Here is a 26,658-nt window from a genome sequence, read left to right as displayed (position 1 = left end):
TATGAAAAACCAGTCTAAAAATAAAAAGTGTTAATTTTTTGTTTCTTTTCTTCGCTTTACTATACTCAAATTGGCTATGACGGCCATTATAATAATGAGGTGATCAATGAAACTGCAAAAAATTATACTATTGGGGGTATTTGTATCAGCAAGTAGTTATGCTGAAATTAATATTTCAGGTTTCGCGAGTATTAATGCGGGTAAAGTGCTAAGCGGCACCGGTGTCCCGCAATATGGCGTTGAACCAACCTTTCTTGCGGACTACCCAAATGTAAGTGCCTACACTGAAGATTTATCCTTTTCGCCAGAGTCTTTGATTGGATTACAGGTATCAGGCGATTTAGGTGAAGGCCTTTCTGTCACTGGTCAGCTAGTTGCCAGAGGAGTTAACGACTTTGAGGCAAATTTTGAATGGGCCTATATTTCTTACGATATTAACGATAATTGGACTATTCAAGCCGGTAAGAAGCGTTTACCACTATTTTATTATTCAGACTTCTTCGATGTAGGTTATGCATATGTGTGGATGCGGGCCCCTGCTGACAACTATACATGGCAAGTATTTAACTACGAGGGGGTTAATTTACTTTACTCAGGCTCTGTAGGTGACTGGGGAGTATCTGCAAATGTTTATACCGGTAAAGAAGATGATGACGATAACAAACTGTTATCAGACTTCTTCTTTCAAGAGCCGACAAGAGAAATTTGGGAAGATATGCTAGGTGGCGTACTACTACTTAATCGTGACTGGCTCGAACTAAGAGTGACCCACATGCAATATACCAACAAGCGTTTTCGCGCGGGTGAACCCGTTTTGTGGGACGGTAAAGACAGCAGAGATGGTAAATTTTATGGCTTAGCTGCAAATCTTGATTTTGGTGATTTTTTTGTTTTAAGTGAACTTAACCGCTTAGACCTAGATGGTAATCTTGATACTTATATGATCAGTGCGGGCTATCGTTTTGACTCAATTACCCCCTATGTCATGTTTTCAGACTTTGAACAAGAAGGTGAGGGCGATACAGAGCAGCATAATACATTTGCTGTTGGTGTGAGGTGGGACTTTCATCCGTCAGCGGCATTTAAAGTGCAATACGATAGGGTTAAAGATGATTCGTTTGATTTAGCTGTGGCTGGTGATAGTAAAGCAATCACCCTTGGTGTTGATGTTGTATTTTAAGGAGAAGTAAGATGAAAAAATTAATATTTTGTGTAATATTCTTGTTTACTAACTTCGCCTATGCAGATTTTGCTATTATTGTGCATCCCTCAAATGAAAGTAGTTTTGATGAGTCTGTTATTAGTCGAATTTATACAGGAAAAGAAAAGTCATTTAGTAATGGTAATAAGATCATTCCAATATCTCAAGAATCAAGCAGTGCTGCAACCGAGCAATTTAATAGTAAATTGCTCAACAAAACTTCTAACCAGTTAAAAGCGTATTGGTCAAAACTGATTTTTACAGGAAAAGGCACACCGCCTAAAGAGTTAGAAAATGACAGTGAAGTGATCAAAATGGTCTCAGCTAACCCTAACACCATTGGCTTTGTTTCTTCATCGGCTGTATCGGATAACGTTAAAGTGGTTTTCACTTTTTAATCCGTAACTAATAAGCGTGCTGATTAACCAGCACGCTTTTTTAGTAATTGGTTAATTACATATGACGATGTTTATAAAATCTGACAGTTATTTTACTGTCACCATTGCTCCGCTCGTGTATCCTGTAGGTTGTATATCATTTCTCATAAGTCTGTATGTCAAACTCAATCATTGCTGTTGAAAATATCGATACAACCGCCGTTACTTGTGCTAATTGCCAAGCGTGTTGTTGCCAATTAGAAGTGCGTATCGTTAGTGATACCGGTGTCCCTTTTCAGTATATTGATTACGACAAATGGGGCAGTGAAGTCATGAAGCGCGGCGACGATGGTTGGTGCCAAGCACTCGATCGTAATACGTTAATGTGTACTATTTACGAAAATCGCCCATTAACGTGTCGAGAATTCGAAATGGCGTCAGATGAATGTATTACCGAACGCGAGATTGCAGGAATATAATAAATTACTGCGCTATTACTCCGTTAACAAGTTAGCAGTAAGTTCTAATGCAAAATGGCTGTTAATTTTAGTATTTGCTAAAGCCTGACATATAAATAAATTTCTACACAATTCATTTGCCTACCCTACTTTTATAGTCTAATTTTTAAGCTTACTACTTCAAATCCTCAGGACATTGGCTTGCTTGTTTAAGCCTAAAATTATGCGACTAACACTCATACATTCTTTGCAAGGAAAAATGCTGCTTTATTTGGCATTTCCCGTAATGCTTATTATTACTGGTATTTTGAGTTACTGGTATTCAACCAGCCTTAATCAGGCTGTTATGCAAGCAAAGCTTAACTTGAGTCAGACCGCCGATACTATTGCTGCAAAAGTAAATGAAGAGACGCAATTGGCAGTACGCACTACCGAAATTATGGCCTTAGCACAGCAAAATGGGTTGTTTGGTGATAGAGAGGCAAGTATTAATTTTGTTCGTGCAGTGCTTAAAATGAATCCTTCATTCGTGGGGGCTTCTTTTGGTTATGAGCCTAATGCCGATAATCAAGATCAAGCCTATGTGAATGCTTCGCCATTAAAAGAGGGCGTTTATGTAGACCAAACCGGTCGTTTTTTACCTTATTGGCATCGTGATTTTAGTGACTCTGAACGCTTGTTACTTGAGCCCTTGGTGGACATGGAATCTAGTCTTTATTATGAGGGAGTACGTCAACAGTTTTTACGTGATGGCAATACCGAAACGATGATCACTGAGCCCTATGTTTACGAGGGAAGAATGCTAGTTGAACAAAGTTCGCCCATTATCATTAATGATAAATTTGTCGGTATGGCAAGCGTAGATAGAGCACTTGCTGACATCACTGAGTTTTTACAAACCATAAAGCAGCAATTAAAAATTGATGTTTTGCTACTCAGTCAACGCGACAACGTGATTGCAACGACATTGAATTACTCAGGATTAAAAACGAAAGCAATTTTAGATACTAATTATGCAAGTATAGCCAAGCAGCTAAAGTCACAGGGACAAGAAAGAGAGGTACTATCTGCTAACGATCCTTTTGATTCTGGGGTTTTCTATTTTGATAAGGCCAAGGTTGCCACTGGTAATTGGACAGTGATAGTGCGCCGCTCTGAATTGGATATTATTGGGCCTATTCAAGCGCAATTTAAACCATTATTGGCAGCCGCTTTTGCAAGTGTATTACTGATTTTTTTACTCTTTTGGTATTTTATTAACAGAACAACTAAGCGTATTAATATTGCGATTAAATCTGTTGAACAGCTAGCTAATGGAGATTTATCCATTCATGCTCAAAAATATATGGCTCAAAAAGATGAGCTTGGCACTATGTTTAGAAGTTTTGAGCGTTTAATTAAAGCCAGTAAAGATATTGATCAGGTTTGCTCAGCTATAGCCAGTGGCGACTTTTCTCAAACTGTATCTAAGCGCGGCCCTCATGACCGTCTAAGTGATTCTATTAATTTAATGTCGAGTAAACGCTATGAGGCAGAACAAGCTTTACTTGAACAAACCATAAAGCTTCGCCGCACTCAACAAGAGCTTGTTGAAGCAGAAAAAATGTCATCACTTGGCAGTTTAGTTAGTGGCGTCGCACATGAAGTGAATACGCCATTAGGTGTTTGTGTAACTGCGACGTCGCATTTGAGACAAATACTAATTGAAACTAAAAACAAAGTTGCTTCTGGCTCCTTGAGTAAAACGCAGTTTAGCGAATTTATTACTGAAGTTGATTTAAGTTGTGACATTTTACTGAAAAATATGCAACGCGCCGCTGGTTTAATCAGCAGCTTTAAACGTGTTGCGGTTGATCAAACCACAGAAGAGCTTCGTAGCTTATATATTAGCCAATATTTTAATGAAGTGCTCAGAAGCCTGTATCACACAGTAAAAACGACAGAGATTGATATTAAGGTTACAGCAACCGAGCTTGAACCAGAGGTCTACTCTGATCCGGGGGCTTTAGCGCAAATTTTTACAAACTTAGTCATGAATTCTATTGTCCACGGCTATGGTAATGGCAATCGAAAAGGGCTAATCACGGTTCATATAGAATACTCAGAATATGTTCAAATTCATTATCAAGATGATGGATGCGGCTTGACTGAAGAAGCTCGAAAAAGAGTGTTTGATCCCTTTTACACCACAAATAGAGCGGGTGGCGGTAGCGGTTTAGGCATGAATATTGTGTATAACCTTGTTGTACACCGCTTGAAAGGGCAAATATTTGTAAAGAAAAAACAAACACCAGGTGTTTATTTTTTCATTCAATTTCCCTTAACGCTATCAACTCAATAATTAGCAGGGTGTGTTTATGGATTGGTTACAAGATGATGACGTTTTAAAGCAGGCTTTGGATATTGAAAACGTTGAACCATGGAAAATTTTAGTGGTGGATGACGATGATTCGGTGCACCAAGTAACTCAACTTGCAATGAAGCGCTTTGAATTTGAGCAACGCCCTATCGAGCTGCACAGTGTTTATAGTGCAGCTCAAGCAAAAGAAAAACTACAAAGCTCAGAACGCTATGCTTTAATTTTGCTCGATGTTGTTATGGAGACAGAGCATGCAGGCTTAGAGCTTGCTCGTTACATACGCCAAGACTTACAAAATGTGTACAGCCGAATTATTTTAAGAACCGGACAGCCTGGGGTTGCGCCAGAGCGCAGTGTTATCCGCGATTATGATATTGATGGCTATAAAGCAAAGAGCCAACTGCAAAGCCATGACCTTGAATTAATTTTTTATACTTCTTTGCGAGCGTATCGCGATATTTGCATGTTACAAACCCACCGCCATAATTTAAAGCGACTAATAAAAGCAATTTCTACTATTACCCAAATTGGTGATTTAGTTGAGTTTACCTCTGTTGTTATGGAAGAGCTTAAGTTAGTGCTGAATATGAGCGAGGCAAATCTCTATATTGATGCGCCTAAAGTATTTGGCATTTGCCAGCTAGATCAAAGACTACAAATGATTGAAGGAGAGCTTTCTGGCATACATTTATTCACGGGCAACGGAATTGACAGTATTCCACAAAAACATCAAGAGTATTTTTTAAGAGCAAAGCAAACTAAGCAGAATTTTATAGCAGATGATCATTATGTTTATTTTCATCACTCCCAAAAAGGGCTCGATTCTATTTTAGCATTCCAATCATTACAACCGGTTAAAAAAGAAGCTCAGCAACTAGTCGATTTATTTTTAGGTAATGTGGTTTTAACATTTGAAAGCCTATTATTAGCCAATTCAGTTGAAGAAACACAACAGCTTGCTATATCGTTAATGGGTGGGGCGATGGAGTCACGCTCTAAAGAGACAGGTTCCCACGTGATCAGGGTAGGTTTATATGCCAAATTGTTAGCTGAGTTACATAATCAAAATAGAGCATATTGCGATAGAATTAGTTTAGCAGCGCAGTTGCACGATGTAGGAAAGGTTGGCGTTCCAGACTTGATTTTAAACAAACCTGCTAAATTAGACCCTGATGAATGGGAAATTATGAAACAGCACACCACCAAAGGCTGGGAAATACTCAAAGGTACGGGAAATCCTGTCATTGATATGGCGGCTAATATTGCGATTGATCATCACGAACGATGGGATGGAGCGGGTTATCCGCACGCTAAAAAACAGCAAGATATAAGTTTAGAGGGCCGAATTACTGCGATTGCTGACGTGTTTGATGCGTTATGTTGTCGTCGTTGTTATAAAGAGCCTTGGAGCATGGATGAAGCAAAAGCTGAGATAATTAAAGGCGCAGGTAATCATTTCGATCCGACTTTGGTTGAATTATTTGAATTGAATTTTAATGCGTTTAAACAAATTTATTTAGACAGGCCTGAGTAACGAGATTGTCGCTCTGATTGCGTTAGCCACAATCAAAGCGAACATAAAATTAATCGTATTTAGCTTCAAGCTCGTTGGCAGTATGAAACTTTTCGTGAGATTGTAATTGCTCATCGTATTTAACTAGGTTTTTAAAGTGCCCTAGTTGGCCAGCGTTTTTAACGATTTCAACAATAAACGACATCATAAAATCGGCACCAGTGAGAGTATCGCCCACTAAATAACGTTTGCCTTCAAGGCGGCTGTTAAAGTAGCTAATTACTTTAGCGGTTTCAGTATCGGCATAGCCCTCTAAAAATTGCGTTTTAGCACCATCTTTCTGGACAAACATTTTTAGCAATAATGGTAAAATTGCAGAGCTTTCTGCAAAGTGAAGCCATTGTTGGTAGTCTACAAATTCTGCAGTACCTGTGACTGGTGCAAACTTACCTTTGCCATATTTAGTGATCAGGTAATCCGTGATAGCACCAGACTCGGCGATCACTAAGCCATCATCTTCTATAACTGGCGATTTACCCAGCGGATGCACACTTTTAAGCTCATCAGGGGCTAAAAAAGTTTCAGTATTGCGCTGATAAGCAACAATTTCGTAATCAACCTCAAGCTCTTCTAATAACCAAATAATACGTTTAGAACGAGACTTGTTTAAGTGGTGTAGTTTAATCATTTTCTTCCTTATTGAGCTGTGTTGAATTACAACACAGCCTGAATGTTATTATAGTGGGCTGTTAATCTTTACTACGGTTTTACCAAAGTTCTTCCCGCTGATCATGTCGTTAAATGCGCTGATGGTTTTTTCGAAACCATCTACAAGATGTTCGCGGTACTGAACTTTTCCGTCTTGCAGCCACTTTTGCATGTCTTGTGCAAATTCGTCATAACGATCGCCATAGTCATCAAAAATGATAAAGCCCTGCATTTTAATACGCTTAGTTAACAATTGTCCCATTAGCATACCTAATCTATCAGGACCTTCAGGCAAGCTGGTGGCATTATATTGCGATACCAAACCACAGATAGGCACGCGTGCTGAGGTATTAAGCAAAGGTAATACGGCATCAAACACTTTTCCGCCCACATTTTCATAATAAACATCAATGCCTTGCTCACATGCTTTTTCTAACTGCTCGGCAAAATCTTCGGCTTTATGATCTATACACGCGTCAAAACCAAGAGTTTCAACAGCATGAGCACATTTTTCGCTGCCTCCGGCAACGCCTACTACTTTACAGCCTTTAATTTTAGCGATTTGACCAACCGTTGCGCCTACTGGGCCTGTAGCTGCTGCAACAACAACGGTTTCACCCGCTTTAGGTGCGCCAATATCTAGTAAGCCCATGTAGGCGGTAAAGCCAGGCATACCCATAATACCAAGTGCGTAAGACGGATTAGTTGGCTCTTTACCTAATGACATTAAGCCCTCGCCATTTGAGATAGCGTAAGTTTGCCAGCCTGTATATGCTAATACCCATTCGCCTTCGCTAAACTTATCATTTTTAGATGATTCGACTTGGCAAACCGTTGCACCAACCATTACATCGCCAATTTCTACAGGGTCGGCATACGATTTAGCATCGCTCATGCGACCACGCATGTAGGGGTCCAGTGATAAATAAATAGTACGCAGCAATACTTCACCATCTTTTAATGATGGTAACTCTACGTTTTTAAGTTCAAAATTTTCATTAGTAGGAGCACCATGTGGACGTGATGCTAAAGTAAATTGACGACTGGTTGTGGACATAAAAATCTCCAAAATAGAGTGAAAAAACCACCTATATACCGAATGTTTAAGCTTTAAAACGATACATTGCTCAACAATAATGCGCGGATAGGCGGACAAAATTTGTACCTTGATACACGAGCTTTGGGCGAGAGAGTGTTAATTCAACCCTGCATAGAGTATTTATTCTAATTTAGATTAGGTTGATGGTTTTTAAGTAAGCTTAAAATAATAGCGTCGTAAAATTGGTTGTTTTTATAGATAGCTTGCTTGAGTTGCGCTTCTAATGAAAACTCTGCTTTGGTGAGTGCTTTTATGGAGCCAATATTACCTGAAAATACCGTAGCAAAGATTCTATTTAACTCACTACTGTCAAATGCTTCTTTGCAAATAAGCTTAATGGCTTGGGTGATAATTCCTTGCCCCCAATATTGCTGACTAAGCCAATAACCTATTTCGCCACTGTGGCTATACTCAAATTCACCAGGAATAACACCAATACAACCAACACACAGGCCATCAACTTCAATGGCTTTAATGATGCCAAATTTTGCTCCCTCATTTACCCACCAGTTTGCATCTGCTTGGGTATAAGGAAATGGAATTTTAGAGGACAAATAGCGAGCTACTTGTTGATCGTTCAAAATGGTGACTATTTGGCAGGTATCGTGTTGTTTAAATGCTCGTAAAGTGATCATGCTACAAATGAGTTTGTTATTATCAGGCAATAACTTAGCAAGCTTTAAACGCTTAAACAATGAAAAACAATTCATTAAAATTAAAGTGTATACAGGTATAACTTTGCTTAAAACTCTTTTAAAATGTAAAAAACACCCAGACAGAGTCTCTATGCATCCTCATATCGAAGCCCTTTATAATAGCGCTAAAAAGCCCAGTCGTTTAATTATTGGTTTAATGAGTGGCACCTCTTTAGATGGTTTAGATGTGGCGCTATGTAAAATAACCGGTGCGGGTTTACATACACAAATAGAGGTTAAAAATTTTACTACGGTTGAATACAGCGACGAGTATAAAACTAAAATAAAGCAGGTATTTGCCAAGCGCGAATGCGATTTAGAAGTGCTGACTTTGTTACACCCTTGGGTGGGAAAACTCCATGGTGCTATGGTTAATCAGTGTTTAATTGCATGGGGTATTGACCCTGCGAGTATTGATGCCATAGCAAGCCACGGGCAAACTATTTATCACTGTCCGCAGTCGCAGCATAACCATCATGACTTTAAACATGGCACCTTGCAAATAGGTGATAGTGACCAAATAGCAGTTACTACAAGCATTACCACTGTTGGCGATTTTAGGCAAAAGCACATAGCCGCAGGGGGCGAAGGCGCACCTTTAGCGGTATATGGCGATTATTTATTTTTTGCCAGCCCTGATGAAAACCGCATTTTATTAAACATGGGTGGCATTGCAAACTTAACGTTTTTACCTAAAAACGGTGATACTAGTAGCGTGTTTAGTAGCGACATAGGCCCAGGTAACACCATTATGGATGCCTACGTACAGTCTTATTTTAAAGGGCTGCATTATGATGAGGGCGCAAAGCTTGCCAAAGCAGGCAAGGTGAATGCAAAACTGCTAAAAGCGCTCAGCGATAATGCGTTTTTTAAATTATCACTGCCAAAAACAACAGGGCCTGAGGTGTTTAATTTAGCCTTATTACGCGCAGCCCAAGCCCAAACCGCAACCCAAGATTTAAGCCATGAAGATGTGTTGGCGACATTAAATGCGCTTTCTGCGACTACGATTGCTAGGGCGTTAAATGACTGTGCTGAAGGGGTTCAAAACTGTGTGGTATATGCCAGTGGTGGAGGAATTCATAATCCATTATTGATGGAGCAATTACTAATACACTGCCCAAATATTAAGGCGTTTAAGAATACTGATGATTTAGGTGTTCACCCCGATGCCAAAGAGGCGGTGCTGTTTGCTATTTTGGCAAACGAATGTTTAGCAGGGCAGCGACAAAGTGCAAAAAATAAAAGGGGTGGAATTTTAGATATTACTATGGGTAAAGTGAGCTTTGCTGATTAACTAATTAAAGCTTAATGGAAAAGTTTATAACAAGAGCTAAAAAAGTGAGATTAAAGCTGTTCCCACACTGGCAAGGTACTGACGAACGCGATGAGGCTTTGGCGGCGTAATCGTATTTATTGGTACAGTATATCCATTACCAAATTGGTTAATGTGCATATCAAATTGCAAGCTATTTTTTAACGTACCGTGTTTACCATGCAAAATCATTTGCATTACAAAACCACGACGGTGCGCTATTTGACTTAACCTAAGCGTGACTCGTCCTTGCTCTAAATCAAGTTGGCTGAGCTTTTTTTCTGTGTAGTACTGAGCTTCACGTGCGTTTGGCAACGTTGCGCTAAGTGAAATAATATCACCTTCATGGGCAGCCTCAGGCAAAACGCATTGCAAAGCAATTTGATGCTGGCTATTGGCCTGCTGTGACAGCGTTTCAAATTCCATGCTGTGGCTCAGTGCCGCAGAGATAGGATCTTCAAATGACGGTAGTGCAAAGGTTAATTGCACCATGGATTCACTCATGGGGGCTTATAAAACTATATTGACTAATAATGCAGCTATTATCGCTGATGATTGTTGCATAATTATGACTAAGCTAAAGCGCTTAATTCAAATGCTAGTTTTAATTGTAATTTTGAACTAAAGGTATTGTTTTAAATCAGTATTATATTTACGGAATAAATTATAATAGCCGCTCAATAACCACTGCGATAAACGTATATACAATTTAAGAATGGATTAACGTCTTACCTCAGCGATAAAAAACAATACTCTTACTGAATTTTTTGTTAATTGCGCCAGTTTTTTATTGTTAAATAATGGGTGCTTTTTTGTGTTTGTTTCAATTTTGCAACAAAATAGCTTGAAAAAAAACCAAGCTAGCCATAAAGTGCAGTTAAGGGCCCAAATACATAACACACTACCAAAAGGGTTGTGAGAAATTAGATGGCACTAATAAAAAATAATTTATGGAAACTCTTTTGTTTTTTGCTATTAGGCGGTCTAGTCCTATTAAGCGTTTTGTTGGCTTATGAATGGCGAAATATCGAAAAAGAATACCGCACAAGCTCCCAAAATCGTGTGGAGTTTTCTGCGCAAGCACTTAAAAGCACCCTCAGAAATAAAGAGCTTATGCTGGATCTAATTGGCAGAGATATTGTTACTAATAATAGCTCATCTACAAATACATCTCTCATAAAGAACCTTAATAATATTTTGTTAGAAAACCTCGTTTCAACTGGTTTTGGATTATTTAATACGCATGGTCAAATACTCTATTTCAGTTCAAACTTAGATGCTTCTACCATAGTTAACCTTAAAGAAAATGAAAGAACACGTGACAACTTTGCTCGTACTTTAAAGTCTAATAAAATGATATTAGGCAAAACGTACTATAATGAAACACTTCAAGAGTGGATAATTCCGATCCGAAAGTCGCTAAGAAACGAAAACGCAGAAGTTATTGCAGTGATGACGTCTGGAATGGCTATTTCAAATGGTGACAAATATTTAAATATTTTAAGCAGCACTCAAGATGATTATTTATTAATTATTAGAGAGTTAGATGGCTACATTCAATATAGCTCAAACAAAAGCGCTGATATTGCTAGTTATACACGTACACAAGCTAAGCAATTTTTTGGCCTTCTAGATGCTGAGTTAGTAAAACAGCTGGGTAAAACAAAGCAAGCACTTAAATCTTCTGAAGAAGTATTTAGCCTTATTATTGATATTCAAGGCAAACCTTATATCACATCTGCAAAATTTGATGATCGATATCAGTTATGGACACTTTCAAACAGAGCGATGCAGCCAATAAAAAGTGTATTTTATTGGAAGGTCTGTTGGTATTCTTTCATTTATTTACTGATTTGTACGCTCTTATATTTTGGTTTTAGGTTTATTGCTCGTGCTGAGCAAAAACGGATTGATGAACTGTTTTACCTTTCTCGTAATGATGATTTAACTAAGTTACCTAATCGAAAAGCACTGCGTGATAGCTTTGAAGCAAAAAAAGGGACATCGTTTAGCTTGGCAATTATAAACATTACCAATTTACGCTCGATGAATAATCGCTTTGGTATGGAGTATGGCGATAAGGCAATTAAAGCCTATGCCGCAATGTTGCAAGCGACATTCGCAGCTCCATATTTGGTTTTTAGAAACAGTGGCAATGAGTTTTGCATTATTACGCCGCATTTATCGGATGAGCAAAATAGGCACACTTTTGAACAAATATTAGCATCCTCTATTGAACAATATGAAACCAAAAATACCGAACGTCCTTTAAATATGAGTGTTGGTGTGGCCAACTACCCAGAGCATGGCATAACCAAAAGTAAACTAGTGCGCAGCGCACATTTGGCTAATCAATGGGCGAAAGATACAGGACAGTGGTTGTGCCATTACCATGCAGGTATAAAACAAGCTTATTTACGCCGTTTAAAAGTAGAAGAGCGGTTAAATGTAGCGCTAAGTGAGCAATCATTCTCTATGGCCTATCAGTGCCAAGTAAATGAGCAGGGTAAAATTCATGCTATGGAAGCACTAATTCGTTGGCATGATAGCGAGTTGGGTATGGTTTCACCTGCTGAGTTTATTGCTATTGCGGAGCAAAGTGATTTAATTTTTAAAATCGGTGACTTTGTTTTAGCGCGCTCTATTAGTGAATTTGCAACGATGCAACAACATAGCGATACGCCTCTTGAACTAGCAATTAACATTTCTGTGATGCAATTTCAAAGCAGTGCTTTTATTCCTAAATTATTGCAAAGTATAGAGGCGCACAATGTTGCTCCGCACAGTATCATTTTAGAAATTACAGAGTCACTGTTTATGGATAACCTTGAGCATGTGATTGAAACTATACTGAGCTTAAAATCGCGTGGAATACGTTTCTCGATGGATGATTTTGGTACAGGCTATTCATCACTGAGTTTATTAAGACGCCTGCCCATAGATGAACTTAAAATAGATAAAAGCTTTGTAGATGATATTTTAATAGATCCTAAGTCTATCAGCATGGTGCAAAGTATTATTGCCATTGCCTTCAGCCATAACATAAGTGTTATCGCTGAAGGCGTGGAAGAGCAGGCACAATTTGATATGTTAGTGGATATTGGCTGTAAACGTTTTCAGGGGTATTACTTTTACAAACCTGTGAACGCGACCTCTGTAATTGAATACCTGCAAGCTAACTAGTAGCCGCGCGACTAAGGCGATCATTCACTGCAGCCCACTCACTGCTTATTGGCGGCTTTTCGATATAAATAATTAATGGGGTCGTCTCATCAATAAGATGCAGTGCTTTATACATATTTTTAGCGTATTCAATAGGGCAACTACTGAGCTTAGTAATACGCTCTGATGGAATGTCGCCCGCTAATAATTGCTGTTGCAATTGAGTAGAATAGATTAAATAGTGACTTTTACTCTGAGAGTTTTCACTCAAAATTTTAGCGAAATCTTCAGTATTAGCCAACATGGCTGGTGCATGAGGCTGATAATGCGCTTTTACATTACCCGGTACCACTTCGTTATGTGAATGTGGCGTGCTGACATGCAGTCCAGTTTTTTGCAAAATATCAGATGCTGAAATTGGTCCTGGGCGTAATATGCGTAACTGCTCTGAGCTGGCATCGACAATGGTCGATTCAATACCTACATTACATTCACCTCCTTGTAATACCGCACTAATTCGACCATTCAAATCGCGCATAACATGAGCTGCGTTGATTGGGCTCAACTGCTTGTATCGATTAGCCGAGGGAGCTGCAAGACCAGTATTTAATTGTTTTAGTACCGCTAAAAACTCAGGATGCGCAGGCACGCGAAGTCCAATGGTAGGCAAGCCGCCTGTTACCGGACTGTTTAAATCATCTTTAGCATTTAAAATTAGGGTGAGTGGGCCGGGCCAAAATGCATCAGCAAGCGTGATGGCCGCCTTATTTACATTTTTTGCCCAGTGGTGCACATGCGACTGATTGGGAATATGCACAATGAGCGGGTGATTTGTTGGACGTCCTTTCGCGGTAAATATTTTCGCTACAGCATCACTATTAGTCGCATCTGCGGCTAAGCCATAAACGGTTTCTGTGGGTAAGGCAACGCATTCGCCGGCTTTTAATAGTGCTACGGCTTGGTTAATACGCTCTTCAGTATTTAATAATTGAGTCGGTTGTATTGATGTCATAATAACTCTTAAGGATTACAAAACTGGCAATATGTTGCATCGGCAACGTGTTTTTCATTCGCTTCAATATGGTTATAGCCGCAGCTATCACACAAAGAGGTTGTTGATTTTACTTGTTGTGTGGGCATGTTACACAGTTCACAGGGTAAGCCTTTAGTGAGTTGTTTGGCAACAAAGTTAGCACACTGGCATTGTGGACATTTTGATGCCAACCGCCTTGCTAAGTCCTCGGCAGCGAGGCGAATAATAGCTTGGCGTTGCGGGCTATACATAGCTCTTAAATCAGGCGTGATTATGCCGGCTTTGGGCGCTTTTTCTTTAAATAAAGCAACCAAGCCTTCAAAGCTTAGCCCTTTATAAAGTGTTTGAGTGTCATCAAGTATCCAGTGCTGCTCTTTAAAGCGCTGGCATGCGACCGTGATTGATTCAACATTAGTCTCGCTGTTAATGGTTAAGCTGCTGGGTGAAAATGGCCCGCCTGCATGTCCATAAATAGCGATGTCTGTGTGTTTATCGTAAAAACAAATTACTTCTTCATCCCAGTTCATTAACCCAGGGTATGGGCCACCTCCAAAGCTGCCTTCACTACCAAGCCCACATTGCTCGCCAGTGAGTTCACACGCTTGTTGAGCTTTTATTAGTGCTGCTGTTTGGGCACTGCAATCACGCTGCACTTCATTAGTAAACATCCCAAGCGTATCGGTATCAAATAGACTGGTTGTTACCACATTATAGCCAAGTGGCTTCAATGCGGGAGCGATCAAAGGTGCCTTTTTATGTTTAGTGGCAATGACGGCGTTTAACATTGATCATGCTCGCTCTTTAGAGGGGGCAACTGTAGTGAAGTACCCGTTTTCAAAGCGCTCTAAGGTGTTGTCATCGCCCCAACGAATGAGTGTTAGCCAATGGTTATCAATTAGTTCCTTCACCATCGTATGCTTGTTATAAATTGCTGCGATTGCTGATTGTGGCGCAGCAATATATACATTGAGGCGAATAGGTTCGTGCATCCATTTATCGCCATTGTGTAGCGATTGTATGGCCAAGCCTATGCGCAGGTCGCCGCCATTACCTTCAAATAAGCCTATGTTACCGCCCACCGCATTATGAAGTATTTTATTACCACTGCCGTATTTGTGATTGTCGTTAACTGAGGCATTATATTGGCTATTGATCCAATGGGTGACTATCATAGGCGCGGTCATAATAAGCTCTAATATCGCAAAGTCGCCATCGCTTTCCCAATCATAATCGTGTAAAAAACAGCGCCCCTGTAAGTTAATACTTCGCGTCCATGAGCGCGGCGCGACAATAAAGGCGGCATTATTTGCAAGTCCCCATTCAGGCCGCACCTGCGACCAATCGCGGGCGCGTTGATGATAAGCGTGATTAATTTCATCCGCTGATTTATCAATCAGCTTTGGCTCTATATTAACTAAGCGTTCGCGCTGAGCTGTTTGTGTTGTCACACTGAGCCATTTTTTTAGATTATCATCCAGTTGAGCATCATAGGTGGTGATCACATCTGTGGTTGTATTATGAATGGCTGCAATAAACTGGGTGTTTTCTGACAGTGTGAGTCCCCGAGTTTTAAGCGCTTGACGTACTTGAATATCGTTAAGTAGGCTTGCGAGCACTCGCACATTCACTTCACCACTTTGCCCGCCACAGGCGCCGCAATCTAGGCCAGCACTGTGTAAGTTATTGGTTGTATGGCTAGCATGACCCACTAACATCACCTGTGGTGCCAACGCTTTTATACCTAAAGTAGTAAGCACTTTTTGGGCTAAATCGGTTTTGTCTTTTAGGGTCAGTTGCTGCTGGTTTTGTGTTAATTGCCAGTCAGTTGGGGTGCACTTTTTAGCATCGCCTTTAGATAAAAAGGTATTCTTTATTAGTTTAAATGCGTATAGCCAACCTGATGACTCAACCATAGAAAACGATGAAGGGGCCGATTTTGACCAGCTTTGCCATGTGGCACTATTTTGGCGTGATGCTTCAAGTGTTGCGTCTTTGTGAGTTTGCGTGGCATGTATAGCCGGTTTAAGTAGCCCAGGGAGCTGTGGGCGAGTAATAGCACTGCCATTTTCTTGATATTCCAGAGGTAAACCAAAAAAACCGGCAAAGCCAAAAGTTTCAATATGTTGACTTTGAGACTCTAGCGCACGGCGAATCACTTCCGAGCGAACATCAATACAAAACACCGCTTGTAATTGAGCGTTTTTCACGGGGGCTTTAGTCGCGGTTTGCAGCGCATCATTAAGTGGATATTGAAAACTTAGTTCTAGCGCTTTTGCCCACACCCATAATGGTTTTTGTGCTAATTTATGTGCATGTAAGCGCTCAACAACAAGCGCTTTTTCTTGTTGCCACTGACTTTGTAGTTGTTTAAATGTAGCACTATCGTGATTGGCTAGGTACTGCCAAATCACTAAGTCCCATGCCATGCGCATGGCCAGAAGTTGCTTCATCTCATCTGTTGGGGTGTCGTAAAGCTGACCTTGAAAGCGCAAATACGCAAGCCAAGATGCCCAACCGTTAATATCTAAAAGCAATGAGTGAGCGTATAACTCTAACGAATCATTGTTTATATTAAGCGTTTTAAGGGTCAGTGCAATCAGTTCATCTGCGGATGTGGGTAATCGCTTAAAATAGCCATTTAAATGCCGTTCATCCATAACAATGCTAATGCCTTTATCCGCTTGAATAACAGTTAGCCAATGGCGATATAAATCAGATGGGGCTTGAGTATCATTACGATGCAGCATGGGACCGAGTTGTTGATAATGCGCAGCACAAAACTGACTTAACTGATGAGTAATTTCATCATGCCAAGCCATTTTATGCTTATTACGTTGCTGGTCGAGTAAATCAGCAATGTTGTGCCAGTCTACTAATGGCACATCAATCTTAAGCGCTTGTAATAGTTGCTCTTTATTAAAGTCACTATTAAGTAGCGTTGCGGCATCGGCTAAGTGTTTGTCGGTAATTATGCCGGTGTTATATTTTTGCAGATAAAAATCTTTAGGCATTAGCATGTTGGCATTACATAAGGTATCCAGTCGTGCGCTTACATCTTCAATTGGCATATGGCGCATTTCCCAAAATGGGTTAACTGCAATCATCTGATCTAACGGCCAGTTTGGTGCTATGTAACCGCATACTTTATCAAGTAGGCTCTTTTGACTGTCGCTTAGCGAGAGTGCTCTATTATCTGAAGGCGTTAGAGTGCTCATTTTGATTCCTCAATAGTGATCCCAGCGGCATGATTTTTTAAATCAGTGTGGCCATTATTAGGCAAATTTATCGGCCATATTTTTAGTGTTAATCGTGTAAACCACTCATCCAAATACAAGCCTGCAAATAATAAAGTAGACAGTGATTTGACCTGAGGGCGCCAAGATTGATAGCGCAAACAGTAGCTTGCTATCATTAAGGTTAAAATAAGGGCTATTACCCAACTGTCGGCCAGGCTAAATGCAGGTTCGCGCCACTGCTCAAGGGGAAGTGCAAACGCAAAGATATTTTTAGCCGCTACATAGCTAAAGACCACTAATAGTGCAATTAACAGTTTTTTACTGCGTGTTTTAGCCGTAGCTGTACCATGCTGATTTGCAAGCAAAATGGTTAACGCTGATGCTAAAAGCAACCAAATACTTACCGCTCCCTGATAAGAGCTGATAAACCATGCTGCACCAACGATTATTATTGAAATAAGCGCACCGGCTAACCAGTCAAAGCATACTGGTGATTGTTTTGGCATATGGCGACGGATCAGATCTTCATTTACGCCGTTACCTGAGTTTAAAAATGCGAAAGCTTTATAAGTTGAGTGGGTAACAAGGTGAAGTAAAGCCAGCTCAAATAACCCCAGCGCACACTCTACCAGCATTAACCCCATTTGCGCACTGGTAGACCAGGCAAGCCGAACTTTAACGCTTATTCGAGTGGTCATTATTAATGCGCTGATCACCGTAGTTAAACCTGCAACAATTAAAATTAACCATTGGGCTGCGCTAGCTTGAATAAACAAAGGAGCAAATAAAATTAATAAAAAGCCACCTAAATTAATGACTCCCGCATGTAATAACGCGCTCACCGGTGTCGGTACTTCAACCACTTTAATTAGCCAACCGTGTATTGGAAGTTGAGCACATTTTATTAAGGCTGCACAGGCAATTAAAAAAGCGGCAACTTGCTCTGCAAAAGACAGTGGTTGTGTGGTGGTGTGATAAAAGGTGGTCATATCACTTATGTACAGGCTATTGTGAGTGAACCACAAAATACCAAATGCAATTAGTAATAAGGATTCGGCAACACGTGCCACAATAAATTTTTTATGGGCGGCAAGCACCGCTCGTGGGCGCTCAGGGTAAAACATTAAAAGTTTATGTAGTGCTAAACTTATCGCCACCCAACCTAGCCAAAATAGCGCTAAGTGGTTGCTCATAACCACAACTAATACGGCTGTGATGGTTAGTAATAGCCATCGCCAAAAGTAGTTTACGCGTGGCTCACCTTGCATATAGTGCCTACAAAAGCGAATCAATATCAGCGTGATAAATAATATAAGCCCCAGCATAATAATTCGGGTCATGGTCAGCGATAAGAAACTGAGTAAATCAAAAGCATAAATTTGATGAAGCGTAATAGCTGTTATAAATGCAAGGCTATTAAACATCATTACTTTAAACAGTACATGACCATTTGAAGCGCGCGATCGTTGGCCAATTAACCAGGCTGCTATAAATATGCTTAAAGGCATTATTAGCAGTAACAACGAAATAATATACTCACTCATTCAGTGCTCCTTATTTAGTGAGCAAAGTATGGCAAACTAGATAACTAAATAAAAATAGATATAATGCATGTAAACGTTCTATAAAAGAGAATAATAATGAGCCGTTTAAATTATCATCATTTATATTATTTTTGGTCGGTTGCTCGCATTGGTAACTTAACCCAAGCGGCGAAAGAGCTGCATTTGTCGCAGTCAGCGCTCTCTACGCAAATAAAACAATTAGAACACACCATTAATATTGAGTTATTTGAACGTAAAGGCCGCACACTCGCATTAACCGATATGGGAAAGCGGGTGCAAATGTACGCCAACGATATATTCACCAAAGGGGAAGAACTGTCTTCTTTTATTCATAAAGGGGTGATTTCGCAAACCCAGCATTTATCAATCGGAGTGCTCAATACGCTCTCTCGTAACTTTATCGAAGAGTTTATTAATCCCTTAATGAGCAATGACGAAGTACGCTTTTCGCTGACTGCAGGGCGTATGGATGGGCTGTTAAATGGCTTGGCAGAACACGAACTGGATTTAGTTTTAACTAATAAACCCATCGGGCTTGAGCACTACGATCAGCTTTGGCAAAGTCAGTTGGTATCTCGTCAGCCATTAGCTATAGTGGGTCCAGCTGATAAAAAAATACGTGGCCAATTTCCAACAGGTTACACGGATGCACAGTGGGTGTTACCCGCTAAAACTTCTGCTATTAGAGACTCATTTAATGCTTTGTGTGCTCGTTGGCAGTATCAGCCAAAAATAAAAGCAGAGGCTGATGATATGGCTATGCTGCGATTACTTGCCCGCGATAGTGGTGCGTTATCGGTATTGCCATCAGTTGTAGTAAAGGATGAAATAGAACAAGGCCTACTAGTTGAATATCAGCGTTTACCCGATGCGTTTGAGCACTTCTATGCCATTACCGCGCAGCGCAAGTTTGTACCAGACATATTAAAGTCGCTGCTTGCCAAAACCTGCTAATTACTTTTAAAGTATGTTTTTTGCGTAAATACTTTATTTTTAAATAATAAAAAAATAATTAAAGCTTTTAATTCGTTGGCCGATACCGTATTTATATTGTACTGCAGATTAAGGATAATCATGGTTAATAAACTACAAGGCAATTATGCTAACTTAAATGCGTTGCTTGCCCAATCGGTCAATAATTCAAACCAAACCAGTATGCCCACAGGTTTGCAATCGCGTGCTCACTTAGCGCCAAGTTCGGCAACAATCACTGATGAAATGCTTAGTCAGTTTAGTGACCAACAAGTCGATGAAATACTTAATCAGCAATTATCCTCGTTACTCACGATTTCCAGCGCACCCAGTGGCTCAAATTATAAGCTCTCTAGTGAAGAGGTTGCACTACGTACGGTAATAAGCTCTCAGCAAGAGGGCTTATTAAAAAACGAACGTAGCGATCAGTTAATTGAGCGCTTAAATTCTTCGGTAAAAAATATCCAAGGTGCTTATGCCAACACTAGCGATATTTTATCAAACTTGGGGCAACTGGGATTTAATCAAAAAACATTTTTAGCATCTAGCCAACAGCGTGTTGAACGCTCACTTAATCCTTTCATGGAAAGCTTTAATCGCGAGCGATTTGAAGACGATGATAACTATGGGTTTGAGCTTTCGGTAAAAACCAAAGAAGGTGATGTTATCAATATCGCCTTTCATTCTGCGCAAGGTTATGATGAGGAAACAGGCGAAACCACTGACGAATTTAGCATAAGTTATGAAGTAGATGGCGACTTATCTGAGACTGAACACCAAGCATTAACGCAAGTACTTTCTGGTGTTGGTGAAATGGCGGATGAATTTTTTAAGGCTAAACAAAGCGCTTACAGTCGTTACGTACCCGCAAACCAAGCTGATTTAGATTTAAGCTTTCTAAGCAATTTTGATAACAAAGAACTTTCGGGTTTTGATTTGTACTTTTCAACGTCAGAGGGAAATACTGGCGATGCTGATGGAGCGCTCCTTGGAATAGATAATGAGCTTAATTTAAGTTATACCCTTGATGAGGATTCTGAGCAGCAAATACTGGAGTTTGAATCGGTAAACGGACAAAACAATATTGATTTTTCGCTTGATATGTCAACCATTGGCGCTCAAGACAAAAGCCAAATGCAACAATACATAAAAGCGCTCGATAAAAGCTTAGAAGATAGCCAGCTCAATAGCTCTGAGAAAAGTACACGTTCGGCGTTTGGCCAAAAAAGTGACGAAGTAATGAAACAAGGGTTGGCTGTATTTAAAAGTGCGTTTAGTAGTATGTCATCAGCCGCTGAGCGCTACAGTGAAATTGAGTCGGTTGCTACAAAGCAGTTTACTAATGGACGCGAGCTTGTCGCTAATTTAGTTGACAACATGATCACCAAAGATCCACGCTACCAAGGACTAGGAAGTAGTAATAAAAATTCCTTAGGCGATGGTATTTCTAAGTTAGCTGATTTTGATGCAAAATTCTCTTTTGCAATGGATCAGGGGGATTACATAGCAACAAGCACCACAAAGCTGAGTCAAAATACAGAACACCAAAAATCAGCAGGGTTAACTGGGGTTACTCAAGATAAAACGGCGAGCACGCGTTTTAATTATGAAGAAGGTAACCGCTCTGACATCCCTCCTGATTATTATGACAAACAAGAAAATTACACTATTGGTACCGCTGTAAAAAATAACGAATTGGTTGCCCTTGATCAGGCTCATGAGGTGGATGTAGATAAAAAAGTTTATCAGTTTAATCCCGAAATATCTCAATACGAGCTAAAAAAAGAATTGAAAGAAACCACCACCAGTGAGAGTAATATTCGTCTTATTAATGATATTTGGCTCGAGAAAAATGAAGATAGTCATAGTATGGATGAAAGAAAACGACTCAGTGGTGTGGGGGCGTCGAACGAGTTTAGAACAACATCGAGTTATTCACATACGCAATTAGTAACGTTAATCGGTGACTTAGATAAATTAGAACAAAACAAAGAAGCCAAACGTGAGTACTTAGCCGTTTTATCACAAGTGGATGATTTTATGGATAAAAGCAAGTAACTTTTATTTACTTAAGCTCGATTGTGGGTATAGTAACTAAAACACTATTTAAGTATAAGATTATGTTTAAACAATTAATTTTACTTTTAATGTTGAGTTTACCACTGGCAGTGAATGCAACGCTCAAACCACACTCGGACGCTATGACTGCTAAGCGTTTATTAAGCGAGCACGATAAATTTGCTAAGCAATACCAAACATTTTCGCCCACACCGCAAGACGTTGTATTGATGCAAAAATTAGCAGGTAAAGAGGTGCTAGTGCTTTTAGGTACGTGGTGTCATGACAGTGCCCGTGAAGTACCTCGATTAATAAAGTTACTCGATGAATCGAAGGTCAAACTCTCGAAAATAACTTTTGTTACAGTCGGTTATGACAAACGTGATGAAGCAGGTATTGCCCTGGCGCATGACTTACAATATACCCCCACTTTTATTGTTAAGCATAACGGGGTTGAAGTTAACCGCGTAGTAGAAAAACCCAGCGGCACTCTCGCCCAAGATTTAACCTTGGGCTTATAACGAGAGTCAGCTAGCCAATATCATGTTCGAGGTTTTATTTTTACACAGGCCAATCAGCGGCGTCTAAGTCATCTAATTGTGCATCGCAATGCTCATTTCCTTGCCACTTGGCAATGTATACACCGTGCGGATCGTATTGCTGAGTTTGTTTTTGCAAATTAAAGTGACGTCCGCCGCGCGGATCGACACCAACTCCAGCAATATATTGCCAATTACCCCAATTTGACGCCATATCGTAATCGATTAACTGTTGCTCAAAGTAAGCCGCACCATAACGCCAGTCTAGTTGTAGTTCGTTTACTAAACAGCTAGCAACGATTTGTCTTGAGCGATTGCTAATAAAGCCCGTTGCGTTTAGCTCTTTCATAATGGCATTAACTAACGGGTAAGGTGTACTGCCTTGGCACCATTTAGCAAAACGATTCGGGCTAAACGTGGTGAGTGGCGAGCTTTGTTTCTTACCTTTAAAGGTAAATAACTGATGCTTAACATTAATCGCATGCCACTTGAAATACTCACGCCAGAGTAATTCAAACTTGATCCAGTAAGTTGACTCGTTTGCTCCATACTGCGCTTCATAAGCATCTACAGCACAAAAAACTTGCTTGGCACTAATACAGCCAAAAGCCAGCCAACTACTAAATTTTGTTGAGTTATCAAAGCCATCCAGCTCATTGCGAGTGATTTTATAGCTACTCGGTAAAGCCGATGAAAAGTACTGCTGGCAGTGCTCAAGCGCAGCCTGATGCCCACCAAGTAATTGTGTATTCCCTGTTGCTGGCTTTTCTATCGGTTGTTTTGCGCAAAGTATAATAGGTGGAGGCAATCTTGCCGCTGAAAATGTATGTGTGGCTAAACTAATTTCTGCCGCTTCAATTTTTTTTCTAAAAGGAGTAAAGCCGGTTGGTAAATCAGTCAGTTCAAAGGGCAGTTGCTGTTGTTTATATAAGGTATCTTGCATTACAGATTTAAATACCACAGCCGTGCATTTTGACTTAAGAGCGCTAACTTGGCGCTGTTCATATACACCTATTTGCTGGCTATATACAACTTCGTCAATGCTAAGCTCATTAATACGCTGTGTTAATACCTCAACTGGATCGCCTTCAATAATATGTAAAGTTTGGCCAAGCTCTAAAACAGACTCCTGTAGCTCATATAGGCTTTGCATTAAAAAGCGTTGTTTGTGGACACCATAGGGTTTTTGTTGGTAGTTATTGCTTTTAAACCAAGCAGGGTTAATCACAAAGACCAGGTCCAACTCACATTGTTGCTGTGATAAATCATTGAGTATGGGGTTGTCGTCAATGCGCAAGTCATTTTGCAGCCAATACAGAATACGTTTTTTCATACTTATGCTCTGGTTTTTTAAAATCATTTATTTTACGAAGCAAAAGCGAGCAGAGATTAGTTTTGAGGTGTTTAATAGGGCTTTAAAAAGAGGCGATAATAATACCGCCTCTTACTTTGTTCTCGTTGTATCCTAGAGAACTAATTTTTGCTGTGCTATCCAGTCGTTAATTACATCTTCAAGTACCGCCATAGGAAGTGAACCTTGACCAATAACGGTGTCGTGAAAGCTGCGTATATCAAATTGTGCGCCTAGCTGTTTTTCGGCTTTTGCACGCAGCTCGCGTATTTTAATTTCGCCCATTTTGTATGAAAGCGCTTGGCCTGGCCATGAAATATAGCGGTCTATTTGATCTTCCACGGCGCTTTGTGGCAAGGCGGTATGATCAGCCAAATAATCAATCGCCTTTTGGCGGCTCCAGCCAAAGGCATGAATGCCGGTATCAACCACTAAGCGCACTGCGCGCCACATTTCGTAGCCTAAACGACCAAAGTCACTGTATGGACTTTGGTAAAAGCCCGCTTCTTTACCTAAACGCTCTGTATAAAGTGCCCAGCCCTCGCCAAATGCTGAGTGACTCAGTGTGCGTCTAAATTCAGGAACGTCTAACTCCATTGCAATGGCGTTTTGTAAATGATGCCCAGGAATAGCTTCGTGCAGGCTAAGTGCTTCTAAATTATATAAAGGCTGCAATTTAGGTGTTGAGGCTAAAAAGTAAGTGCCAGGCGAGCGGTTATCAGCAGGTGGCATATAAAACGCACCACGACTCGCTGAGCCTTTTATAGTAAAGGTGTTACGCGGTAAATGGCCAAAGTAAGTGGGGAGTTTGCCATACATTTTTTGCGTTATAAAAGCGGTTTTTTCTAATAAATCTTGGGCGTCTTTTGCGTAAAATTGCTCATCGGTTGCTAAAAATTTTAAAAAGTCGCTGTAGCTGCCTTCAAAACCAACGTTATCAATAATGGCTTGCATTTGTGCTTTAATGCGCGCCACTTCTTTTAGACCAAGTTCATGAATTTGTTTAGGTGTAGCATTAGTGGTGGTGTAGTAATTAACCGTGTACTTGTAATAATCAAGGCCACCTTTAATACTTGCAATACCCGGCTGCGATCTACAGTGCGGCATATATTCGTTTTCAAAAAAGTCGTAAAAGTGCTCGTAAGCAGGCACAACTTTTGAGGCAATTATTGTTTTAGCTTTATTTTGGTAAGTTTCTTTTTGCGCTGCGCTAAATGTATTAGGGATGCGGGTAAATGGCTCATATAAGGCGCTATTCTCAGGTTGTTTAACTATATGAGCGTTAATGCTTTGGCCATAATTTTTAAACGTTTCGCAGTAATGTGTAAAACCGGTTTGAATGCCTTGTTTCATTAAATTAATGTTTTGCTGATTAAAACGAGGGTAGTCACTAAGGCTAACTAAAAATGCATCGTAATCCTCGGCAGTTAAAAAGGCCATGTTAGCTGGCGCTTCTGCAAAGTAAGTATGCCAGCCACTTAAAAAATTAACCGGAAAATACTTATCTTGATAAAGGTAGCTTTGCTGCTCTGTTTCTCGCTCATATTTAAATAAGCGGTAGTTCATTAGCTGCTCGCTATTGAGTGTTTTTGGGTCAATGCTGGCTAAGCTTTTTAGTACGCTGTTGTTGTAAGCTTGGCGCTTAGCAATGGCTTGCTCACTCCAATTTGGCAATGTGCCGTTTGGTTTCCAACCGTCTGGATCGGTTCTAAAAAATATTTTTTCTGCTTTCGCATTTTCCCAATGGTTATCAATAATGGTTGTTAAGTCGCTGCTACTGTCGGCTAAGCTTGGCAGCGAGGTGGCTGCTAAACAAATAGCTAAAATTGTTTTTTTAAACATGTTGAATTTCACTTTTTAGAGTTTTAATTGTTACTTATGCGCGCTGATCTTATGATAATAACAAGTTCACTCAATTAATGCGTTGGTTTTTAACAACAGCCTAGCTTATTGTTTTACTGGTGTTTAAAATGAAAAAAGCAAAACATACTTTAGTAGCCATGTTTAATAACGTATTTTGCTAACTGATAAGGCGAATAGCCAACACCCAAATATTTATTGAGCTTTACATGTTTAGCTTTGCAGGTTCAAAACCTGATTATGATGAAGAAAAATGGATTTGGATTACTCGCTGTACGTGGAAAAAATGTCAGATAATACACATGAGTTTGTATTGGCAGGTCATACTACATTGCTACCACCATTAATTGGCCTGATACACAAAGCATTAGAATAACTATTTAACTTTACGTATTAAAATAAAAAGGATTTTGAAAATGTTGTGCCCTCGAACGAATACACCATTGGAGCCTATATTAGTTGGCGGAATCACTGTTTATACATCGTCGTTAGGCGGCGTATTTTTTGATAACAGCCAAATTTTTAAATTTAGCTCGCCAGAGTTAAAACATGGTCAGGTTTTACTTAAGTATTTAAGTAATTATGCCGAAGGTGAGGGTGAAGTCGCAATGCGAGTAAATTGCCCTAAATGCCCAAGCATAGTGATGATGCGTAGGTATTTTTCACCGCTAAAAGCAGTTGAAATAGATGAATGCCCAAGCTGTGCGGGAATATGGCTTGATAGTGGCGAATTAAGCAAAATACACGAAAACCATTTAACACCCAAAGAACGAAAACTGCTAGCCCACGAAATGGCCACCAATCATGGGTTTATAACTATTAAGCCGCCTACTACTAGGTTTTTATGTCAACTGAAAATGCGCATGAAACCGGAGTTGATAGTTGAGTGCACTTAGCTTTACTTGGTATACGACGTTAGCACGTTTATAGACTTTTTAATTGACTATTCGTACTGCCTATCCAAACTACAGTTATTTTATTTAGAACATAATATAAGGAAACTCACAAAAGAAGTTTTTTACGCTTTGTTCTCGAATAATTATGAGTTTAAACGTGTCGATTTTTAATATGTCTAATTTTAAAAGTTGTTTTTTTGTTAATTTTAATGTTAATCGATGGTTTTCTGTAGTACAATTATGGTGTTACGCTACTCTTGT

20 protein-coding genes and 1 pseudogene are annotated in these 26,658 nt (G+C 39.9%); 11 read left to right on the top strand and 10 right to left on the bottom strand.

The genetic code is table 11. The features are described 5' to 3' along the window. Positions 1-106: 106 nt before the first annotated feature. The 5 genes from QL989_RS13575 to QL989_RS13555 all read left to right on the top strand — a co-directional run bounded on the left by QL989_RS13575 (position 107) and on the right by QL989_RS13555 (position 5,929). Positions 107-1,180 carry a porin gene (locus QL989_RS13575; protein WP_054201437.1) on the top strand — a complete coding sequence of 358 codons (1,074 nt, stop codon included), beginning with the start codon at positions 107-109 and terminating at the stop codon, positions 1,178-1,180. A gap of 11 nt (positions 1,181-1,191) precedes the next feature. After that, positions 1,192-1,599 carry a substrate-binding domain-containing protein gene (locus QL989_RS13570; RefSeq protein WP_178956981.1) on the top strand — a complete coding sequence of 136 codons (408 nt, stop codon included), beginning with the start codon at positions 1,192-1,194 and terminating at the stop codon, positions 1,597-1,599. A gap of 155 nt (positions 1,600-1,754) precedes the next feature. Beyond that, a complete protein-coding gene (locus QL989_RS13565; RefSeq protein WP_198522866.1) occupies positions 1,755-2,057 on the top strand; it encodes a YkgJ family cysteine cluster protein in 303 nt (100 codons plus the stop codon). Positions 2,058-2,259: 202 nt separating this feature from the next. Then, a complete protein-coding gene (locus tag QL989_RS13560) occupies positions 2,260-4,377 on the top strand; it encodes an ATP-binding protein (RefSeq protein WP_256729746.1) in 2,118 nt (705 codons plus the stop codon). Between the two features lie 16 nt (positions 4,378-4,393). After that, positions 4,394-5,929, top strand: a complete 1,536-nt coding sequence (locus QL989_RS13555; RefSeq protein ID WP_290170772.1) for an HD domain-containing phosphohydrolase — start codon at positions 4,394-4,396, stop codon at positions 5,927-5,929. A gap of 49 nt (positions 5,930-5,978) precedes the next feature. Here the strand turns inward: QL989_RS13555 and QL989_RS13550 are convergent, their stop codons facing one another. From QL989_RS13550 to QL989_RS13540, 3 genes are all read right to left on the bottom strand, one after another. Next, positions 5,979-6,596 (bottom strand): glutathione S-transferase, encoded by a 618-nt coding sequence (locus QL989_RS13550; RefSeq protein WP_178956975.1) that lies wholly within the window; start codon positions 6,594-6,596, stop codon positions 5,979-5,981. 48 nt (positions 6,597-6,644) lie between these two features. Then, a complete protein-coding gene (locus QL989_RS13545) occupies positions 6,645-7,673 on the bottom strand; it encodes an NADP-dependent oxidoreductase (RefSeq protein WP_290170771.1) in 1,029 nt (342 codons plus the stop codon). 167 nt (positions 7,674-7,840) lie between these two features. Beyond that, positions 7,841-8,350, bottom strand: coding sequence for a GNAT family protein (locus QL989_RS13540; RefSeq protein WP_290170794.1), 510 nt, complete (start codon positions 8,348-8,350; stop codon positions 7,841-7,843). Positions 8,351-8,501: 151 nt separating this feature from the next. Between QL989_RS13540 and QL989_RS13535 the strand changes: the two genes are divergently transcribed. Further along, the gene (locus tag QL989_RS13535; RefSeq protein WP_178956973.1) at positions 8,502-9,707 is read left to right on the top strand and encodes an anhydro-N-acetylmuramic acid kinase; all 1,206 of its coding nucleotides are present in this window, start codon (positions 8,502-8,504) and stop codon (positions 9,705-9,707) included. Positions 9,708-9,743: 36 nt separating this feature from the next. Here QL989_RS13535 and QL989_RS13530 read toward each other — a convergent pair whose 3' ends face one another. After that, positions 9,744-10,229: a hypothetical protein gene (locus QL989_RS13530; RefSeq protein WP_198522863.1), complete on the bottom strand. Its 486-nt coding sequence runs from the start codon at positions 10,227-10,229 to the stop codon at positions 9,744-9,746. Positions 10,230-10,652: 423 nt separating this feature from the next. On the opposite strand from QL989_RS13530, the gene QL989_RS13525 reads away from it, so the two are divergent. After that, the gene (locus QL989_RS13525) at positions 10,653-12,908 is read left to right on the top strand and encodes an EAL domain-containing protein (RefSeq protein ID WP_290170770.1); all 2,256 of its coding nucleotides are present in this window, start codon (positions 10,653-10,655) and stop codon (positions 12,906-12,908) included. On the opposite strand, the gene QL989_RS13520 is transcribed toward QL989_RS13525, so the two are convergent. From QL989_RS13520 to QL989_RS13505, 4 genes are read right to left on the bottom strand one after another with little or no spacing between them, the layout of a single operon-like run. Further along, positions 12,901-13,899, bottom strand: coding sequence for an L-threonylcarbamoyladenylate synthase (locus tag QL989_RS13520; protein WP_290170769.1), 999 nt, complete (start codon positions 13,897-13,899; stop codon positions 12,901-12,903). The two genes, QL989_RS13525 and QL989_RS13520, sit on opposite strands and share 8 nt — an antisense overlap. Positions 13,900-13,907: 8 nt before the next feature. Next, positions 13,908-14,705 (bottom strand): DUF6671 family protein, encoded by a 798-nt coding sequence (locus QL989_RS13515; protein WP_290170768.1) that lies wholly within the window; start codon positions 14,703-14,705, stop codon positions 13,908-13,910. A 3-nt stretch (positions 14,706-14,708) separates the two neighbouring features. After that, a complete protein-coding gene (locus QL989_RS13510; RefSeq protein ID WP_290170767.1) occupies positions 14,709-17,135 on the bottom strand; it encodes a DUF2309 domain-containing protein in 2,427 nt (808 codons plus the stop codon). Continuing rightward, complete coding sequence (locus tag QL989_RS13505) at positions 17,132-18,700, bottom strand: NADH-quinone oxidoreductase subunit L (protein WP_290170766.1); 1,569 nt, start codon at positions 18,698-18,700, stop codon at positions 17,132-17,134. The genes QL989_RS13510 and QL989_RS13505 overlap by 4 nt, the downstream gene beginning before the upstream one ends. Positions 18,701-18,796: 96 nt before the next feature. Between QL989_RS13505 and QL989_RS13500 the strand changes: the two genes are divergently transcribed. The 3 genes from QL989_RS13500 to QL989_RS13490 all read left to right on the top strand — a co-directional run bounded on the left by QL989_RS13500 (position 18,797) and on the right by QL989_RS13490 (position 22,272). After that, complete coding sequence (locus tag QL989_RS13500; protein ID WP_138621673.1) at positions 18,797-19,675, top strand: LysR family transcriptional regulator; 879 nt, start codon at positions 18,797-18,799, stop codon at positions 19,673-19,675. 120 nt (positions 19,676-19,795) lie between these two features. Beyond that, entirely contained in the window at positions 19,796-21,751 is a 1,956-nt protein-coding gene (locus QL989_RS13495; RefSeq protein WP_138605785.1) for a hypothetical protein, read from the top strand. A gap of 62 nt (positions 21,752-21,813) precedes the next feature. After that, positions 21,814-22,272, top strand: coding sequence for a thioredoxin family protein (locus QL989_RS13490; RefSeq protein WP_290170765.1), 459 nt, complete (start codon positions 21,814-21,816; stop codon positions 22,270-22,272). 40 nt (positions 22,273-22,312) lie between these two features. Here QL989_RS13490 and QL989_RS13485 read toward each other — a convergent pair whose 3' ends face one another. Further along, positions 22,313-23,623: a DASH family cryptochrome gene (locus QL989_RS13485; protein WP_290170764.1), complete on the bottom strand. Its 1,311-nt coding sequence runs from the start codon at positions 23,621-23,623 to the stop codon at positions 22,313-22,315. Positions 23,624-23,755: 132 nt separating this feature from the next. Beyond that, positions 23,756-25,483: a DUF885 domain-containing protein gene (locus tag QL989_RS13480; protein WP_290170763.1), complete on the bottom strand. Its 1,728-nt coding sequence runs from the start codon at positions 25,481-25,483 to the stop codon at positions 23,756-23,758. Positions 25,484-25,917: 434 nt separating this feature from the next. Between QL989_RS13480 and QL989_RS13475 the strand changes: the two are divergent. Continuing rightward, positions 25,918-26,387: pseudogene (locus QL989_RS13475) on the top strand (zf-TFIIB domain-containing protein). Positions 26,388-26,658: the final 271 nt, after the last annotated feature.

It is taken from the genome of Pseudoalteromonas sp. APC 3224, assembly GCF_030407535.1.
GTDB lineage: Bacteria > Pseudomonadota > Gammaproteobacteria > Enterobacterales > Alteromonadaceae > Pseudoalteromonas.
This window is presented reverse-complemented; position numbering and strand designations above follow the sequence as displayed.